Consider the following 15,998-nt stretch of genomic DNA (forward strand, 5'->3'; position numbering starts at 1 on the left):
AACGTCCGCGTGGTCAGGACCGTCGACCGAGACCTCTACCGCGAACGCAACAAGGTCGAACGGTTCTTCAATCGTCTCAAACACTTCCGCGGCATCGCAACGCGATACTTCAAAACCGCAGCAAACTTCCTCGCCGCACTTCACCTCGCTTGCTCAAGGCTCTGGATCAGACATTATGAGTCCACGACCTAGTCGGTGGCGTGGGCCTGCAGCACGTCCAGCGGCACGATCTCGAGCGCCCGCTGGTGGGTGGCGGCGAGCTTCACCTTCGGCCCGCAGCCCTCCTGCGCGGCCTGCAGGAAGCGCCCCGCGCAGAGGCACCACAGATCGCCCGGTTTCAGGCCCGCGAAGCCGAACTCCGGCCGCGGCGTGGAGAGATCGTTGCCCACGTATTTGGAGAAGGCGAGGAACTCCGCCGTCATCACCGCGCAGACGGTATGGGAGCCGGCATCCTGCGCGCAGGTGTTGCAGTAGCTGTCGCGGAAGAAGCCGGTGACCGGCTCCGCGGAGCAGGGGATCAGCGGTTCTCCGTAGATGTTGACGGAAGGGTCCTTGTCCATCATGTGGCTCCCGAGGGCTGGTGTGCCCAATAGGTTAGGCGCCCTGCCGGACAAGGCAAGGCGCCGTGGGATCAGAGTGCGCCGGCGATGGCGCGGAACATGGCGATGTTGGCATCGCTCACGCCCTCTTCCCGGAAGCCCCTGTCGGCGGCGTTCGAGGCGATCACCACGCCGAGGCGCTTGTTGAAGTAGATGTATTGCCCGTAGACGCCCTGCGCGAGAAACTCACCGGGCTCCGCGTTGGGCGGGATCCACCACTGGAAGCCGTAGCCCATGGCGCCCGTCTTCTTCGGGGCGCTGGGGGCCGTGGAGGCCGCGAGCCATGCCGCCGGAACGATTTGCCGCCCGCCGTAGGCGCCGTCCTGCAGGATCATCTGCCCGAAGCGCGCGTAGTCACGGGTCCGCTGATTCAGCCCGCCCAGCACGAAGGCCACGCCTTCGCCGTCGGTCACGTAGTAGGGGCTTTCCTCCAGCCCGAGCGGCGCGATGATCTTCTCGCTGAGAAGCTCGGCCACCCCGCGCCCGGTGGCGCCCCGGATCACCATGCCGATCACGTGGGTGTCGATCGAGACGTATTGCCATTGTTCGCCCGCCGCTGCGAAGGTCTCGGTCAGGCCTCGGGTGAAATCGTCCAGCGATTGCCCCAGCGCGATGGCGCGGCCCATCTTGTTGATGTCGGAATTCGGGTCGAGGTAGTTCTCGTCGAAGACGACACCGCTGGCCATGTTGAGCACGTTGCGGATCGTTGCCCCTTCGTAGGCGGTGCCTTCGAGAGAGGGTGCATAACGGATCACCGGATCGTCGATCGAGGCGATCGCTCCTTCCTCCAGCAGAACGCCCAGCAGCGCGGAGAGGTAGCTTTTCGCCACGCTCCAGGAGATGCGCCGATCCTGCGCCGTGGTGCCCTGGTAGTAGGCTTCGTGCCGGATTTCGCCGTTCTTCAGGGCCACGATGGCCGTCACGTTGCGCGCCTTTACCCAGGCGTCATAGCCCTCGGGCATCGCCGCTTCGGGCCCGCGGGGCAGGTCGCTCACCGGCCCGTCGCCGCGCGGCACCTCCACGTGAAGGAAGGCGCGGTCCATGTGGGAGAAATTCGAAACGATCTTCTCCTCGGAAAAGAGGCTGTTCACCGCCAGCAGCCGCGCGATTTCCTCGCGTTTCCAGATGCCGATGATGGCCGCCGACACGGCGAGCGCCAGCAGCACGAAGCCGAGTGCCTTGAGAAATCTTCTCATGATGTCCTCCCTTTGGCGGAAGGAAACACGCCGAGGCGGGGGCATTCAAACATGACGCAGCGGCAGGGCGTCAGCGAAACTTGTCCACGAGTTTCTGAAGCGGCGAACGGGAATCCTCGGAGCCCTTATCCGGCGCCGGACCGGACGTTTCCTGCGCCGGCGCGGGCGCCGGTTTCGCGGCGGCGCCGGCTGCGCGGTTCTGGTTCTTCGGGGGCTTCATGCGCAGGCTCACGGCGTTCATGAAGCGGGCCTGATCGCCGGCGGCGAGATCGGCTGCACCGTCGGAGATCCCGCGCAGCAGGTCGTCGAGCCACTCCTGCTCGGCCTTGGCGAAATCCCGCAGCACGTAGGACGAGACGAGGTTCTTCTGGCCGGGGTGGCCGATCCCCATGCGCACGCGCCGGTAGCTCTCGCCGATGTGCTGGTGGATGGAGCGCAGCCCGTTGTGGCCGGCATGGCCGCCGCCCGTCTTCACCTTGAGCTTGCCGGGCGCGAGATCGAGTTCGTCGTGGAAGACGGTGACGTCCTCCGGCGCCAGCTTGTAGAAACGCATGGCCTCGCCGACGGACTGGCCGGAGAGGTTCATGAAGGTTTCCGGCTTCAGCAGCACCACCTTCTCGCTGCCGAAACGGCCCTCGCTCACGGCGCCCTGGAATTTTCCGCGCCAGGGCGAGAAACCGTGGTCCGCCGCGATGCGGTCCAGCGCCATGAAGCCGATGTTGTGCCGGTTGCCGGCATATTTGGCGCCCGGGTTTCCAAGGCCGACGAAGAGTTGCATGGGCTGCTCCGGTGGTCTGATGCTGATCCTGTCCTAGCGGCGTGACAGGCCTGTCGCAAGGGCGGAGCCCTGCGGGCAATAGGGCGGCCCCCGAAAGAAAAACGCGGAAAAGGCAGGCCTTTTCCGCGTTTCGGAAGTCTTGCAGAAACCGTGCGAAGATTATTCTTCGGCTGCGGCCTCTTCGGTGGAGGCTTCTTCGGCCTCGCCTTCCTCGTTGTCGGCGGAACGCAGACCGGAGGGGGCGGTGATGTTGGCGATCACGAAGTCGCGGTCGATCGTCGGCTTGGTGCCTTCCGGCAGTTCGATGGCGGAGATCGTCACGGTGTCACCGATGTTCAGGCCGGTGAGATCCACGACCAGCTTCTCGGGGATGTCGCCGGCGGTCACGATCAGTTCCACCTCGGGGCGCACGGCGTTCAGAACGCCACCGCGCTTCAGACCCGGAGAATCGGCGTGGTTGATGAACTCGACGGGGATGAAGAGGTTGATCTTGGAGGTGCGGCGCAGGCGCATCAGGTCGAGGTGCGTCGGCAGGTCTTTCACCACGTCGCGCTGCACGTTGCGGCAGATCACGCGCACGTCTTCCTTGCCCTCGATCTTCAGGTTGAAGAGCGTGGAGAGGAAGCGGCCCTCTTTCAGTTTTTTGTAGAGGACGTTGTAGCGGATGTTGATCGGGAGCGGATCTTCGCCGCCGCCGTAGACGACGCCGGGCACGAGGCCCTCACGGCGTGCTTGACGAGCGGCCCCCTTGCCTGTCCCCGTGCGCACCGTGACTTCAAGATCAGGAATCTGACCAGCCATTGGAATTCTCCTAGGTATGTGTGAGGGCCATCCTCCAAGGGTGTATGGCCCGGTGAAGTCGCGCGTATAAAAGAGAACGACCAAAAAGAAAAGCCGATTCTCGCCTCCCGGCAGAGGCACCGCGCGGGCCTTCGCGGATGGCGCGGACAAGGGCTATTGGCAGCGCTAACGGGCTTCCCTAGGCTGCGGCGCAAGCGGGTGGTCGTGAAGGCCGACTCGAGCCCGCACCGCCAGCCCGGAGATCCAGAGCATGTCATTCAGGCAGACCCTTGCCATTTCCCGCGCGCCGATGGCCGCGCTCGCCGCCGTGGGTGTTTTCTGGGGCGGGTTCTCGGCGCTCGTGCCCGACATCAAGGCGGGGGTGAATGCCTCGGACGCGGATTTCGGCCTGGCGATGATGGTCTCCGCCGTCGGGGGGATCACCTCCATGTATCTCGCGCCGCGCGCCGGGGCATTGCTGGGGCGCGGCGTGCTGCCGGTGTTCGGCGTGGCACTGGCGGCGGCTTTCTTCTTTCCCGTGCTCGCCGGAAGCGTGCCGGGGCTGGCGCTTGCGTTCCTCGGAATCGGCATGAGCGTGGCGATGCTCGACATCTCTGCGAATATGCGGCTCGGGGTGCTGGAGGCGCGCCACAGGCTGCACCTCATGAACGTGAACCACGCCGCTTTTTCCTTCGCCTTCGGCTTCACCGCGCTGGCCACCGGGGTGGCGCGCAAGGCCGGATACGGGCCGGGCACGATCCTGCCGGTGCTCGCGCTTCTGAGCCTCGGGCTCGTCGCCATCATGTGGGCCGGGCGCGGGCGCGTGGATGGCGAGGGGGCGGGCACGGAGGAAGCGGGCGTGGGCGCGGCGATGCCCTGGACGGCCGTCGTGCTGACCAGCCTCATCCTGCTGGCCGCCTTCATCGGCGAGAACGCGACGGAGGCGTGGTCCGCGCTGCACATCGAGCGCACGCTGGGCGCTCCGGCGGGCGAGGGGGGCTATGGCCCCTTCATGCTCGGCATGATGATGGGGGTCGGGCGGCTGTCGGGACAGTTCTTTTCCGAACGGCTCGGCGAGGCGCGCGTGATCTTCTACTCGGCTCTTCTGGGGGCGGTCGGGGCGGTGGTGATCGCGCTAGCGCCGACGAAGGAGGTGGTGATCGCCGGCGTAGGGATCCTCGGGCTGGGCATGGCCGTGATCGTGCCCTCGGCCAACTCGGTGCTGGGCAAGCGGGTGCCCGAACACCTGATCGGTGTGGCCATCTCGCGGGCCTGGATGCTGGGTTTCATCGGCTTCTTCGCCGGCCCGACGCTGATGGGGCTGGTCTCCGAATACGCCGGCCTGCGGGTGGCGTTCCTGTTCGCCGGCGCGATCGTGGCCACCATCCTGCCGGCGATCTGGAAGCTGGGCAACATGCCGGTGCGGGGCGGGGCCTGACCGGCTCTGCCCCCTTCTGCGGCGGGAGTGGAGCGCCCGCTGTGTGGAAACCCGTCGCGCGCCCGCCCGTGGCCGGGCAGGCGCCAGGCGCCGCGCTTAGGCCCAACGCCCTTCGAAATCCTCCGGCACCAGCAGGATGTCGCGGTCCACGTCGTTGATGTCGCGCTTGCCGCAGAGGGCCATCGAGGTGTCCAGTTCCTTGTGGATCACCTCCAGCGCCTTGGTGACGCCTTCCTCACCCATGGCGCCGAGGCCATAGACGAACGCGCGCCCGATCATGGTGCCCGTCGCGCCGAGCGCGCGGGCCTTGAGCACGTCCTGCCCGGACCGGATGCCGCTGTCGAAATGCACTTCCATCTTGTCGCCCACGGCGTCCATGATCGAGGGCAGCGCCCGGATCGAGGAAAGGGCGCCGTCCAGCTGGCGGCCGCCGTGGTTGGAGACGACGATGGCATCCGCGCCGACGTTCAGCGCCTGCTTGGCATCTTCGGCGTCGAGGATGCCCTTGAGGATCACCGGGCCGTCCCACATGTCGCGCAGTTCCTTGATCCGCTCCCAGTCCAGGGACTGGTCGAAGGCTTCCGCCGTCCAGGAGGACAGCGAGGCGGCGTTGGAGACGCCCTTGGCGTGGCCGACGATATTGCCGAAGAAGCGCCGTTTCGTCTGGGCCATACCGAGCGCCCAACGCCATTTCGTCATCACGTCGAGAATGGCGGCCGGGGTGGGCTTGGGCGGTGCGGAGAGGCCGTTCTTCAGATCCTTGTGGCGCTGGCCCATGACCTGGAGATCCACCGTGATCACGATGGCGGAGCATTTCGCATCCTTGGCCCGCGCGATGAGGCGGCGCATGAAATCATCGTCCTTCAGGGTGTAGACCTGGAACCAGAACGGCTTCTCGGTGTGCTCGGCCACGTCCTCGATCGAGCAGATCGACATGGTGGAAAGGGTGAAAGGCACGCCGAACTTCTCGGCCGCGCGCGCCGCCTTGATCTCGCCGTCGGCGTGCTGCATCCCGCAGAGCCCCACCGGGGCCAGGGCGACGGGCATGGCCCATTCCTCGCCCAGCATCCTGCAGCGGGTGGACCGGCCGGCCATGTCCTTCGCGATGCGCTGGCGCAGGCGGATCTTCGCGAAATCGGTGGTGTTCTCGCGGAATGTCTGCTGGGTCCAGCTTCCGGTTTCCGCATAGTCGTAGAACATCTTCGGAACGCGCCGCTTGTAGATGCGGCGCAGGTCTTCGATCTCGGTGATCACGGTCATGGTGCATGTCCTGAAAGGGCGATATTGGTAAAAACTTGTTACCAATATCGCGCGTTTGTCGCAAGAGGAAACGCGAAGCCGGGTGAGGGAGCTAGGTGGCGGGCGCCTCCTTGACCCATTCCGGGTGTCCGAGTTCATCCAGTGTTCGAAGGATTTCGGGGTGCCGATCTTCCGAGAAGCGGTTCAGGATGTCGGAGGAGTGCAGCTTCTTCTTGCCTTCCGTCAGTTCGGCGCTTTCAACGCCGAGGAACGCCAAAATTCCGTCGAAGGCCTCACGGTTCAGTTCTTCGTAGGAGACGCGCAGCACCGCACCCTCGACGTGCCTTTCGTAGAAGTCGAAAACCTCCCGCTGCGTCTGGACGTATTTGCGGAACCGCTCGGCATTGAACGGAAGTTTCTCCGCCTTGATCGCCACGGCCTTGCGGTCGCCGGATAGGTTCCAGACGCCGGTCTGTTTGGCAAGCATGCCGGAAGAGAAGGTGGCGAGCTTGTTCTTCCGTTCGAGGATGATCTTGCGCAGGGCCGCATCGCGGCAGAGCGCCTTGCAGGCGCCGGGGGCCTGTGCCTTCCACATCTTGAAGCCGACGACGGCAAAGCGCTCTGCGGTGCGTGGATCGTCGAGCACGGCCCTGGCGAGAGAGAGCGGCGCGCCTTCGAAATCCGCCGGATCATGATGATCGGACCAGATCTCGCGAAAGTGGAAGCGGGGCTTTGGGTGGAAGATTTCCCCGTGGCAGCAGATGTCAGGATGCGAATTGAGCGTGCTCATGACCAGCGAGGTTCCGGACCGCGCGTTGCTGAGCAGAATGAATTTCGTGGGAATGGGCATTTCGAAGACCGGTTGAGACTGGGTGCCCCAACGCTAGGCGTCCATTGCCCGGTTGAAAAGGGCGCACACGGCTATCGCGGCGCCCCGTTTCTGAAAATGTCAGGCGCTGTGGGCGCCGTCCGCAAGCGTCTTGACGAAGGCCAGCACCTCGGCCGGCGATTTGCCTTCGCCGATCTGCTTGACGATGGCCGAGCCGACCACGGTGCCGTCGGCGACGCCGGCGATGGCCTTGGCCTTCTCGGGGGTGTTCACCCCGAAGCCGACGATCACGGGCAGGTTGGCCGCGGATTTGATGCGGGCCACTTCGGGGGCCACGTCCGCTGCCTCGGCTTCCGCGGCGCCGGTGATGCCGGTGATCGACACGTAGTAGACGAAGCCCGAGGTGTTCTGCAGCACCTTGGGCAGGCGGCGGTCATCGGTGGTGGGCGTGGCGAGGCGGATGAAGTTGAGCCCGGCTTCCTGTGCGGGAATGCAGAGCTCGGAGTCCTCCTCGGGCGGCAGATCCACCACGATCAGCCCGTCGATCCCGGCGGCCTTGGCGTCTTCGAGGAACCGGGCGACGCCGCGGCTGTAGATCGGGTTGTAGTAGCCCATCAGCACGATCGGGGTCGTCGTGTCGGTCTTGCGGAACTCGGTGGCCAGATCCAGCGTCTTCTGAAGCGTCATGCCGCCATCCAGCGCGCGCTGGCCGGCCAGCTGGATCGTCGGGCCGTCGGCCATCGGATCGGTGAAGGGCAGGCCCAGCTCGATCACGTCCACACCGGCGCCGGGCAGCCCCTTCACGATTTCGAGCGAGGTCTCGTAGTCGGGATCTCCGGCCATGACGTAGGCCACGAAGGCTTTCCGGCCTGCGGCGGCGAGTTCGGCGAATTTGGCGTCGATGCGTGTCATTGGGCGTCCTTCGGTCAAAGCACGACCCGATGTGCAGAAGTTTTGCCGGAAAAGCAATGGGGGCCGGCGCAAACTGCGCCGGGTGTGTCAGGCTTCCGGCAGCGGCTCGTTGGTGCTGATCATCCAGTTGATCCCGAAGCGATCGCGCAGGGTGCCGAAACCGGGAGACCAGAAGGTGGCCTGGTAGGGCATCTGCACCTCTCCGCCCTCGGCGAGCCGCTCGAAGGCGGCGGCGCCCTCGGCCGCGGTGTCGAAATCCATGTGGATGGAGACCCCCTGCATCGGGGGCGTTCCGCCCATGATGTCGTCGGAGCCGAACAGCGCGCCGTCGTCGAAGACGATGCCGCCGTGCATGATCCAGTCCTTCTTCTCCTCCGGCAGCGGGCCGGGCAGGGCGTCGGGCGGCATCTCGCTGGCCTTGGACATCATGTCGATCCGGCCGCCGAAGACATCGGCATAGAAGGCAAGCGCCTCGGCGCAGTTTCCTTGAAACGTCAGGTAGGGTGTGGGGTTCATGGCAAGGCTCCTCTCCTTGGTCCAGCCTACCACAAGCCCCCTTGCCCCGCAGCCTCTCAGGGCCTAAGAGGCCTGCGAAGTTTCACACGCGATCGAGAAGGACAAGGGCCATGGGCTTCAAGATGGGTATCGTCGGCTTGCCGAACGTGGGCAAATCCACGCTCTTCAACGCGCTGACCAAGACCGCAGCCGCCCAGGCCGCGAACTTCCCCTTCTGCACCATCGAGCCCAACGTCGGTGACGTGGCCGTGCCCGATGCCCGGCTCGACAAGCTGGCCGAGATCGCGGGCTCCAGGCAGATCATCCCCGCCCGCATGACCTTCGTGGACATCGCCGGCCTCGTCAAAGGCGCTTCCAAGGGCGAGGGGCTTGGCAACCAGTTCCTGGCCAACATCCGCGAGGTGGACGCCATCGCCCACGTGCTGCGCTGCTTCGAGGATGGCGACGTGACCCACGTGGACGGCCGCGTCGATCCGGTGGCCGATGCGGAGACGATCGAGACCGAACTGATGCTGGCCGACATGGAGAGCATCGAGAAGCGCCTGCAGAACATCACCCGCAAGGTGCGCGGTGGCGACAAGGAAGCCGTGCAGCAGGAGCGCTTGCTGAAGGCGGCGATGGCGGCCCTCGAAGACGGCCGCCCCGCCCGCACCGTGGAAGTGGACGCCGAGGACGCCAAGGCCTGGAAGAACCTCCAGCTGCTCACAACCAAGCCGATCCTCTACGTCTGCAACGTGGACGAAGCCTCGGCCGCCACCGGCAACGAACATTCGGCCAAGGTGCAGGCCATGGCCGAGGCGCAGGGCGCGGCCCATGTGATCATCTCCGCCCAGATCGAGGAGGAGATCAGCCAGCTCGACGCGGAAGAGGCCGAGATGTTCCTCTCCGAGATGGGGCTCGAGGAAGCCGGGCTCGATCGTCTGATCCGCGCCGGCTACCAGCTTCTGAACCTCCAGACCTATTTCACCGTCGGCCCCAAGGAGGCGCGGGCTTGGACGATCCGCAAGGGCGCGCTGGCGCCCCAGGCCGCCGGCGTCATCCACGGCGATTTCGAACGCGGCTTCATCCGCGCCGAAACCATCGCCTACGACGATTACGTCACGCTCGGCGGCGAGCAGGCCGCGCGGGACGCGGGCAAGATGCGCGCCGAGGGCAAGACCTACGTCGTCGCCGACGGCGACGTGATCCACTTCCTGTTCAATGCCTGATCCCCATCGCGCCGCGATCGCGCCAGAAAAGGCGGGCCATCGCGGCGGTGATGCGCTAGCGTCCGGGAAAAGCTTCACCGGATGAGCGCGAAGATGACCGAAGACGACAGGAGCCCGGAGGCCGTCCGGGCGCATTTCCCGCAGACGGTAAACGCGTTGCGCTGGCTGACGCTGATCGTCATCACGCTGCTGATCACCGCCGGTTTCCTCAACATGGTGCGGCCCTTCCTGATCGCGCTGGTGATGGCCGCGATCAGCGCCGCGCTGGCGGCGCCGCTGTTCGAGCGCACGAACGCCCTGTTGAAGGGGCGGCGGATGCTGGCCAGCACGGTGACGATGCTGATCGTCGCGGTGATCATCCTGCTGCCGCTGCTCGGGATCATCGCCATGGCCTCGCAGCAGGCGGCCGGCGTGGCGAGCTCGGTGGTGCGGCTGCTCAACGAGGTGGCGGCCGATCCGCAGGCCGTCACCCTGCCGGACTGGCTGCCCGGATGGGTCATCGCCCCGGATACGATGAACGAGATCCTGCCACGCCTGCGCGATGCCGCGGCCAGCATCGCCTCCGCCGTCACCGGCTTCCTCGTCTCGTCCATCTCGGCGGTGACGCGCAGCACCGCGAGTTTCGTGCTGTCCGGCTTCATCTACCTCTACGCGATGTTCTTCTTCCTGCAGATGAAAACCCCCATAGCGCGGGTGCTGCTGGCCTATACCGGCCTGCGCCCGGACGTGCAGGCGCTGCTGTGGGAGCGGGTGGTGTCCGTCAGCCGGGCCACGGTGAAGGGCACCCTGCTGATCGGGGTGGTGCAGGGCGCGCTGGGCGGGCTCGGCTTCTGGGTGGCCGGGATCGAGGGGGCCGCCTTCTGGGCCGTGGTGATGGCGGTGTTCTCCGTCGTACCGGGTATAGGCCCGACGCTGATCATCTTCTTCGGCGTGATCTACCTGCTCGCCACCGGGGCCACGGGGGCCGCCGTGGGCCTCGGGATCTGGGGCGCCGGCGTGGTGGGCACGGTGGACAACCTGCTGCGCCCGGCCCTCGTGGGGCGGGACGCGAAGATGCATGACATCCTGATTCTCGTCAGCACGCTGGGCGGGCTGGTGACCTTTGGCGCGGTGGGGCTGGTGCTCGGCCCGGTGCTGGCCGGGCTCTTCGTGGCGATCTGGACGACGCTGGCGGAGGTCGTCGGATACGAAGAAGCCGCCAGCGAGAGCGAACCCGCGGCGGCTTCTGATCAGGGGTGAGCGGCTGAGCGCGCTTCGCGGGCCCGCTTCGCGTCAGATCCCGAAGACGGGTTGCAGCAGCCGCGGCACGAAGCCCTTGAACCGCAGCGGCGCATCGGTGGCCGCAAGGCAGATGCAGGCCGGGCCGGGCTCGGCGGTGGGCACGTGATCGACGTGCTCGTCCGTCACCTCGACGTCGCCGACGCCATACCGCCCGCCTTCGTCGGAAAAGGCACCCTGAAGAACGAGGGTCATCTCCAGCCCGTTGTGCCCGTGCTCCGGCACGGCCTGGCCGCCCGGAATGTAGAGCAGCCGGACGCTGCCCTCTTCGCCGGCAAAGAGGATGGATTGCTTCACGCCCATGCCGAGAGAACGCCACTTCGGCTGCCCGCCCTTGAGCGCTTCGACCACGGGGCCTGGATAGATGCCCTGGCGCCGCGGAACACGGATGGCGGGCTTGGCCGGGGTGTCGTCCAGCAGGTCCATGACGCGGGCCTTCATGTCCGCCGTAATCTCGGTGGTTTCCAGTGTTTCAAGCACGGAGCCGCCCACCGCGAGCTGTGCCTCGTGGCGCACGCGGCATTCGTCGCACATGGAGATGTGGCTCGCGACCACGATCGCATAGGGGTGCGGCAGCGCGCCGGAGACATAGGCCGCCAGCAGATCGTCCGCGATATGATGTTTTACGTCCGACATGGTCTCAACGCAGGTCTTTCAGCTCGTTGCGAAGCCGGTCCAGCCCCAGCCTGATCCGGGATTTGATCGTGCCCAGTGGAAGGCCCGTCATGTTCCGGATGTCGGAATGGGTCAGCTCGCCCAGGTAGGCCTTTTCGACCATCTCCCTCTGTTCCTCAGGGAGGGCGGCCAGGGCGCGCTTCAGCTTCTGTGTTTCCTGTTCAAGGGCAAGGATCTGCCCCGCTTCTTCCTCGGTTCGGTCCTCCGTCCGCAGTTCTTCGGGGACGGGGCGGTTGTATTTCCGGGCCAGATCGATCTGGCGATTTCGCGCGATCTGGTAGATCCAGCCGGAGACGCCCGCGCGCTGCGGGTCGAACTGGCCGGCCTTGTTCCAGACCGTCAGCAGCACGTCCTGGACGATGTCCTCCGCGTGGCTGCCGCTGATCCCGTTGCGCAGGATCATCGCCTTCAGACGCGGTGCATAGAAATCGAACAGGCACCCGAAGGCGGCCTTGTCACGTTTGTCTCTCACGGCGAGCATCCAGAGCGTCTGCTCCGTATACTCGCGGTCTTCTGCGCTGCGGTCTGTCAGCGTGGTGCCTCCTGCATTCGAGTCCGAAGCACGCCGGGCCGCGCGCGACAGCGCGGGCTTGGGCGTTTTCAGATCTTCGCTCAAGGCAACCATAAACCGATTACGCAGGCACGGACCAAGTGGATCACCAAGAAACGAGAAAAAAGTATCGCAGGGTGTTGCCGCCCGTCGCCGCGCGGAAGTTTTCGGCCGCAGGGTGATCCAAAGAGGGGCTGAGGCCGTAACCTCTGCACAACAACACAGGTACGTTCATGTCTTTCGATGCTCCGATCTCGCCCCGCAAACGCATTGCCATCGTCGGCGGGGGAATCTCCGGCCTCGCGGCCGCTTATCTCCTGGCCCCTCGCCACGATGTCACGCTGTTCGAGGCCGCACCCCGGCTCGGCGGGCATGCGCGCACGGTGATCGCCGGCCGGAACGGGGATCAGCCCGTGGACACAGGCTTCATCGTCTTCAACTACGCGACCTATCCGCATCTCACCGCCATGTTCGAAGATCTGGACGTGCCGGTGATCAAGAGTGACATGAGCTTCGGCGCCTCCGTGGATGACGGGCGTATCGAATATGGCCTGCGCACTCCGCGTTCGCTGCTGGCGCAGCGGAGCAACGCCCTGCGCCCGGCCTTCTGGCGCATGGTCCGCGATATCCTGCGCTTCAACGAACGGGCGGAGGCCGCGGCGCAGTCCGACGACGTGACGATCGACGACCTGATGCGCGATCTGCACCTCGGCGAGTGGTTCCAGCGCTACTATCTGACGCCCATCTGCGGGGCCATCTGGTCCACCCCGCCGGAGATGATCCGCTCCTTTCCGGCGCGCACCCTCGTGCAGTTCTTCAAGAACCACGCGCTGCTGAGCCACAGGAACCAGCACCAGTGGTGGACGGTGCAGGGGGGCAGCATCTCCTACGTGAGCCGGTTGGCCGCGCGGCTCGAAGCCGAAGGCGCGTCTCTGCGCACCGCTACCCCGATCTCCGGCGTGCGCCGCACGGGTGCCGGCGTGGTCGTGAAGCCGGTGGACGGTGCGGCGGAAGCCTTCGACGAGGTCATCATGGCCTGCCATTCCGACGACGCCCTGCGCCTGCTGGAGCAGCCGACTCCGGCCGAACAGGCCGCGCTCGGGGCGCTCACCTACCAGGACAACCACATGGTGCTGCATTGCGATGAGCAGCAGATGCCGCGCCGGCGCGATGCCTGGTCCAGCTGGGTCTACAAGGCCGAGTCCACCGACGAGGGCAGCGCCGTGGGGGTGAGCTACTGGATGAACCGGCTGCAACAGATCCCCGAAAGCGATCCGCTCTTCGTCACCCTGAACCCGCGCCGCCCGGTCCGTGAACACCTGATCTACGACGAAAAGACCTTCCGCCACCCGGTGTTCGACCGGGCCGCGATCCGCGCGCAATCCGCCGTGCAGGCGATTCAGGGCGAGAACAACACCTGGTTCGCGGGCGCCTACCTGCGCCACGGCTTCCATGAGGACGGTTTCGCGAGCGCCGTCGCCGTCGCCGAGCGCATCGACCGTGCCGAGCAGATCGCGGCATGAGCTTCGCGCCGCTCCATATCGCCGGGGAAACCTGTCATGCCCGCCGCGGCGGCATCGCCAATGCCTTTCGCTACGGGGTCGATTTCCTGCTGATCGATCCCGACGCCCCGGCACGCGGCGCGCTCTTCTCGCGCAACCGTTTCAATCTCGCCTCCGTGCATGACGCCGATCACGGCGGCGCGCGCGGCGCCGGGGAGGGGGCGGCCTGGGCGCGGCGCGTGTTCGCGGAGCGCGGGCTTGCCGCGGGCAGCTACGATCTGCGCCTGCTCACCCAGCCACGCTGCCTAGGCTACACCTTCAACCCGGTCAGCTTCTGGCTGGCGCAGCGTGACGGGGCGCTCCTGGCCGTGATCGCCGAGGTCAACAACACTTTCGGCGGCCGCCACTGCTACTTCTGCGCCAACCCCGATCTGCGCCCGATCACCCCGGCCAACGTGATCGAGGCCGAGAAGATCTTCTACGTATCTCCCTTCCAGGAGATCGCCGGCCACTACGTGTTCCGCTTCCGCATCGAGCCCGGAGAAATCGCGATCCGCATCACGCTCGAAAACGGAAAGGAAGGGGTCGTGGCGACCCTGACCGGAAAGACCCGCCCCCTGACGAGTGCCGGGCTGGCGCACGCCCTGCTGCTGCGCCGCCCGCTGGGGGCCCTGCGCACCGTCTTCCTGATCTACCGTCAGGCCCTTCGCCTGCGCCTGCGCGGCGCCACCTACCGGCGCGCTGTCCCGCCGCCGGCGCGCGAGGTGTCCTGATGTCTTCGAACTCCAATGAGGCAATGCCATGTCCCTGATCGCCCTGACCCTGTTTCTGGTGCTCGCGCTCATCGCCGCGCGCAGCTATTTCCTGAGTTTCCGCGCCCAGAAGAGCGCGCAATACATCGGCACCTCCCCCGCTTTCGACATCCGGACGCACCTGAGCGGCCCGATCCAGTCCGAAGGCGTGATCTTCGGGCCCACCGGGCGCGCCGTCTCCCGCTTCGTGGCCGAGATGGAGGGCAGCTGGGAGGGCAGCCGCGGCATCCTGACGGAGCGCTTCCACTACTCCTCCGGCGACGTGCAGAACCGGGCCTGGCATCTGACCATGGGCAACGACGGCACCTTCACCGCGGAAGCGGACGACATCATCGGAAAGGCCCACGGCCGGATGGAAGGGGCGACGGTCCGCATGACCTACCGGATCCGCCTCAAGGAAGATGCCGGTGGCCACGTGCTGGACGTGACGGACTGGATGTATCTGATGGAAAACGGCGCGATCATGAACAAGTCCGAGATGCGCAAGGCCGGCATCAAGGTCGCCGAACTCATTGCCACGATGCGAGGGCAAAATGCCGCCGCGTGATCTTTTCACCGGCAAGCGCTACTGGATCGTCGGGGCCAGCGAGGGCTTGGGGCGTGCGCTGGCGCAAAGCCTCGCGGACGCCGGCGCGGAACTGGTGCTCTCGGCCCGCAACGCCGAGCGCCTGGTGGCGCTCACGGGCGGCCTGCCGGGCGCGGCCGCGCTGCCGATGGACGTGACCGATCCGGTCTCCGTGGCTGCGGCCTGTGCGGACGTGGGCCATGTCGACGCGGTGATCTACTGCGCCGGCGCCTATGACCCGATGACGGCACGGGACTTCGATCTGGAAACCGCCGAGCGCATCATGGACGTCAACTACGCCGGCGCCCTGCGCATCGTGCACGGAATCCTGCCCGCCTTCCTGGGCCGCAAGTCCGGCCGCATCGTGCTCGTCGGTTCGCTCGCCGGCTTCCGGGGGCTTCCCGGCGCCGTCGGCTACAGTGCCAGCAAGGCGGCGCTGATGAGCCTCGGAGAAACGCTCTATGCCGATTTGCGCGGAACGGGCGTGGGCGTGCAGCTTGTGCACCCCGGCTTCATCCAGACGCGGCTGACGGAGAAGAACAGCTTCAACATGCCGGGGCTGATGACGCCGGAGGAGGCGGCAGACCACGTGATGCGCGCCCTGCGCAGCGGGCGATTCCAGACGAGCTTCCCCTTTGCCTTTTCCCTGGTCTTCCGCCTCGGGCGATTCCTTCCGGCGCGGCTGTTCTACAAGCTCATGCCGGTGCGCTGAGGCCCGCAACGGGGGCGCCATACCTCATCCGCCCTTGAAAACGGCGGCTTCGGGAGGGGCGGGCAAAAAAAATCGCCCTTTTTTACATTTTTGTCGTTTTCCCTCTTGCGACTCTCCGCACCCATCCGTAAATAGCCCCTCACCGGCGGCGCTGAGGCGCTGACGGGACATCAGACGGGCCGCAGCGAGCGGTTAACGAGGTGGCCGAGCACAGGAAGATAGCAGGCTGGACGCGCCGTACCAATTAGGGCGCATCTAGATTGTTTTGGTCCGAGCTGGGTTCGCTCTTTGACATTATTGGTGACTTGAAGAGATATGCGGGCGGTTTGGTCTGTATCGACGGATCGACGTTTTGCATATCTGGTCTCTAGGGCTCTTTCGGGGGTTCGATGATGAGATGAACAGCTTC

The 15,998-nt window shown here is 66.0% G+C and carries 18 protein-coding genes; 8 read left to right on the forward strand and 10 right to left on the reverse strand.

Features of this window, described 5'->3' with window-relative positions:
• Positions 1 to 192: transposase (locus tag PSA7680_RS17635; protein WP_217808310.1), on the forward strand; the 192-nt coding region annotated here is incomplete at its 5' end.
• On the opposite strand, the gene PSA7680_RS17640 is transcribed toward PSA7680_RS17635, so the two are convergent.
• The 4 genes from PSA7680_RS17640 to PSA7680_RS17655 form a co-directional block, all read right to left on the reverse strand.
• Entirely contained in the window at positions 189 to 560 is a 372-nt protein-coding gene (locus PSA7680_RS17640) for a DUF2237 family protein (protein ID WP_085870010.1), read from the reverse strand. The genes PSA7680_RS17635 and PSA7680_RS17640 overlap by 4 nt on opposite strands.
• 71 nt (positions 561 to 631) lie before the next feature.
• Positions 632 to 1,795 (reverse strand): serine hydrolase domain-containing protein, encoded by a 1,164-nt coding sequence (locus tag PSA7680_RS17645; RefSeq protein ID WP_085869994.1) that lies wholly within the window; start codon positions 1,793 to 1,795, stop codon positions 632 to 634.
• A gap of 70 nt (positions 1,796 to 1,865) precedes the next feature.
• Positions 1,866 to 2,573 carry an aminoacyl-tRNA hydrolase gene (gene pth, locus PSA7680_RS17650; RefSeq protein WP_085869995.1) on the reverse strand — a complete coding sequence of 236 codons (708 nt, stop codon included), beginning with the start codon at positions 2,571 to 2,573 and terminating at the stop codon, positions 1,866 to 1,868.
• Positions 2,574 to 2,732: 159 nt separating this feature from the next.
• Positions 2,733 to 3,374 (reverse strand): 50S ribosomal protein L25/general stress protein Ctc, encoded by a 642-nt coding sequence (locus PSA7680_RS17655; RefSeq protein WP_085869996.1) that lies wholly within the window; start codon positions 3,372 to 3,374, stop codon positions 2,733 to 2,735.
• Positions 3,375 to 3,624: 250 nt separating this feature from the next.
• Between PSA7680_RS17655 and PSA7680_RS17660 the strand changes: the two genes are divergently transcribed.
• Positions 3,625 to 4,791 carry an MFS transporter gene (locus PSA7680_RS17660; protein ID WP_085869997.1) on the forward strand — a complete coding sequence of 389 codons (1,167 nt, stop codon included), beginning with the start codon at positions 3,625 to 3,627 and terminating at the stop codon, positions 4,789 to 4,791.
• 96 nt (positions 4,792 to 4,887) lie between these two features.
• Here PSA7680_RS17660 and PSA7680_RS17665 read toward each other — a convergent pair whose 3' ends face one another.
• The 4 genes from PSA7680_RS17665 to PSA7680_RS17680 all read right to left on the reverse strand — a co-directional run bounded on the left by PSA7680_RS17665 (position 4,888) and on the right by PSA7680_RS17680 (position 8,287).
• Positions 4,888 to 6,051, reverse strand: coding sequence for an alpha-hydroxy acid oxidase (locus PSA7680_RS17665; RefSeq protein ID WP_085869998.1), 1,164 nt, complete (start codon positions 6,049 to 6,051; stop codon positions 4,888 to 4,890).
• A 91-nt stretch (positions 6,052 to 6,142) separates the two neighbouring features.
• Complete coding sequence (locus PSA7680_RS17670; RefSeq protein ID WP_139838715.1) at positions 6,143 to 6,820, reverse strand: hypothetical protein; 678 nt, start codon at positions 6,818 to 6,820, stop codon at positions 6,143 to 6,145.
• Positions 6,821 to 6,979: 159 nt separating this feature from the next.
• Positions 6,980 to 7,771, reverse strand: a complete 792-nt coding sequence (gene trpA, locus PSA7680_RS17675; protein ID WP_085870000.1) for a tryptophan synthase subunit alpha — start codon at positions 7,769 to 7,771, stop codon at positions 6,980 to 6,982.
• An 87-nt stretch (positions 7,772 to 7,858) separates the two neighbouring features.
• On the reverse strand, positions 7,859 to 8,287 hold the full coding sequence (locus PSA7680_RS17680) for a VOC family protein (protein ID WP_085870001.1): 429 nt from the start codon (positions 8,285 to 8,287) through the stop codon (positions 7,859 to 7,861).
• Between the two features lie 110 nt (positions 8,288 to 8,397).
• On the opposite strand from PSA7680_RS17680, the gene ychF reads away from it, so the two are divergent.
• Both ychF and PSA7680_RS17690 read left to right on the forward strand, forming a co-directional pair.
• Positions 8,398 to 9,495, forward strand: coding sequence for a redox-regulated ATPase YchF (gene ychF, locus PSA7680_RS17685; RefSeq protein ID WP_085870002.1), 1,098 nt, complete (start codon positions 8,398 to 8,400; stop codon positions 9,493 to 9,495).
• An 81-nt stretch (positions 9,496 to 9,576) separates the two neighbouring features.
• On the forward strand, positions 9,577 to 10,734 hold the full coding sequence (locus PSA7680_RS17690) for an AI-2E family transporter (protein WP_085870003.1): 1,158 nt from the start codon (positions 9,577 to 9,579) through the stop codon (positions 10,732 to 10,734).
• 33 nt (positions 10,735 to 10,767) lie between these two features.
• Here the strand turns inward: PSA7680_RS17690 and PSA7680_RS17695 are convergent, their stop codons facing one another.
• Both PSA7680_RS17695 and PSA7680_RS17700 read right to left on the reverse strand, forming a co-directional pair.
• Positions 10,768 to 11,409: a ChrR family anti-sigma-E factor gene (locus tag PSA7680_RS17695; RefSeq protein ID WP_085870004.1), complete on the reverse strand. Its 642-nt coding sequence runs from the start codon at positions 11,407 to 11,409 to the stop codon at positions 10,768 to 10,770.
• A gap of 4 nt (positions 11,410 to 11,413) precedes the next feature.
• Entirely contained in the window at positions 11,414 to 11,929 is a 516-nt protein-coding gene (locus PSA7680_RS17700; RefSeq protein WP_139838716.1) for a sigma-70 family RNA polymerase sigma factor, read from the reverse strand.
• Positions 11,930 to 12,231: 302 nt separating this feature from the next.
• On the opposite strand from PSA7680_RS17700, the gene PSA7680_RS17705 reads away from it, so the two are divergent.
• From PSA7680_RS17705 to PSA7680_RS17720, 4 genes are read left to right on the forward strand one after another with little or no spacing between them, the layout of a single operon-like run.
• Positions 12,232 to 13,521 carry an NAD(P)/FAD-dependent oxidoreductase gene (locus tag PSA7680_RS17705; protein WP_085870006.1) on the forward strand — a complete coding sequence of 430 codons (1,290 nt, stop codon included), beginning with the start codon at positions 12,232 to 12,234 and terminating at the stop codon, positions 13,519 to 13,521.
• A complete protein-coding gene (locus PSA7680_RS17710; RefSeq protein ID WP_085870007.1) occupies positions 13,518 to 14,273 on the forward strand; it encodes a DUF1365 domain-containing protein in 756 nt (251 codons plus the stop codon). Before PSA7680_RS17705 ends, PSA7680_RS17710 begins: the two co-directional genes overlap by 4 nt.
• A 28-nt stretch (positions 14,274 to 14,301) precedes the next feature.
• The gene (locus PSA7680_RS17715; protein WP_085870008.1) at positions 14,302 to 14,859 is read left to right on the forward strand and encodes a DUF3833 domain-containing protein; all 558 of its coding nucleotides are present in this window, start codon (positions 14,302 to 14,304) and stop codon (positions 14,857 to 14,859) included.
• Positions 14,846 to 15,589 (forward strand): SDR family NAD(P)-dependent oxidoreductase, encoded by a 744-nt coding sequence (locus PSA7680_RS17720; protein WP_085870009.1) that lies wholly within the window; start codon positions 14,846 to 14,848, stop codon positions 15,587 to 15,589. The genes PSA7680_RS17715 and PSA7680_RS17720 overlap by 14 nt, the downstream gene beginning before the upstream one ends.
• Positions 15,590 to 15,998: the final 409 nt, after the last annotated feature.

This window comes from Pseudoruegeria aquimaris, from assembly GCF_900172235.1.
Lineage (GTDB): Bacteria > Pseudomonadota > Alphaproteobacteria > Rhodobacterales > Rhodobacteraceae > Pseudoruegeria > Pseudoruegeria aquimaris.

Bases quoted from the DNA above. Each gene is read 5' to 3' on its own strand.
- PSA7680_RS17695 (WP_085870004.1), bottom strand. From the start codon at position 11,409: ATGTCGGACGTAAAACATCATATCGCGGACGATCTGCTGGCGGCCTAT.
- PSA7680_RS17645 (WP_085869994.1), bottom strand. From the start codon at position 1,795: ATGAGAAGATTTCTCAAGGCACTCGGCTTCGTGCTGCTGGCGCTCGCC.
- PSA7680_RS17690 (WP_085870003.1), top strand. From the start codon at position 9,577: ATGAGCGCGAAGATGACCGAAGACGACAGGAGCCCGGAGGCCGTCCGG.
- ychF (WP_085870002.1), top strand. From the start codon at position 8,398: ATGGGCTTCAAGATGGGTATCGTCGGCTTGCCGAACGTGGGCAAATCC.
- PSA7680_RS17655 (WP_085869996.1), bottom strand. From the start codon at position 3,374: ATGGCTGGTCAGATTCCTGATCTTGAAGTCACGGTGCGCACGGGGACA.
- PSA7680_RS17660 (WP_085869997.1), top strand. From the start codon at position 3,625: ATGTCATTCAGGCAGACCCTTGCCATTTCCCGCGCGCCGATGGCCGCG.
- PSA7680_RS17705 (WP_085870006.1), top strand. From the start codon at position 12,232: ATGTCTTTCGATGCTCCGATCTCGCCCCGCAAACGCATTGCCATCGTC.
- PSA7680_RS17720 (WP_085870009.1), top strand. From the start codon at position 14,846: ATGCCGCCGCGTGATCTTTTCACCGGCAAGCGCTACTGGATCGTCGGG.
- PSA7680_RS17665 (WP_085869998.1), bottom strand. From the start codon at position 6,051: ATGACCGTGATCACCGAGATCGAAGACCTGCGCCGCATCTACAAGCGG.
- pth (WP_085869995.1), bottom strand. From the start codon at position 2,573: ATGCAACTCTTCGTCGGCCTTGGAAACCCGGGCGCCAAATATGCCGGC.
- PSA7680_RS17640 (WP_085870010.1), bottom strand. From the start codon at position 560: ATGGACAAGGACCCTTCCGTCAACATCTACGGAGAACCGCTGATCCCC.
- PSA7680_RS17670 (WP_139838715.1), bottom strand. From the start codon at position 6,820: ATGAGCACGCTCAATTCGCATCCTGACATCTGCTGCCACGGGGAAATC.
- PSA7680_RS17710 (WP_085870007.1), top strand. From the start codon at position 13,518: ATGAGCTTCGCGCCGCTCCATATCGCCGGGGAAACCTGTCATGCCCGC.
- PSA7680_RS17715 (WP_085870008.1), top strand. From the start codon at position 14,302: ATGTCCCTGATCGCCCTGACCCTGTTTCTGGTGCTCGCGCTCATCGCC.
- trpA (WP_085870000.1), bottom strand. From the start codon at position 7,771: ATGACACGCATCGACGCCAAATTCGCCGAACTCGCCGCCGCAGGCCGG.
- PSA7680_RS17680 (WP_085870001.1), bottom strand. From the start codon at position 8,287: ATGAACCCCACACCCTACCTGACGTTTCAAGGAAACTGCGCCGAGGCG.
- PSA7680_RS17700 (WP_139838716.1), bottom strand. From the start codon at position 11,929: ATGCTCGCCGTGAGAGACAAACGTGACAAGGCCGCCTTCGGGTGCCTG.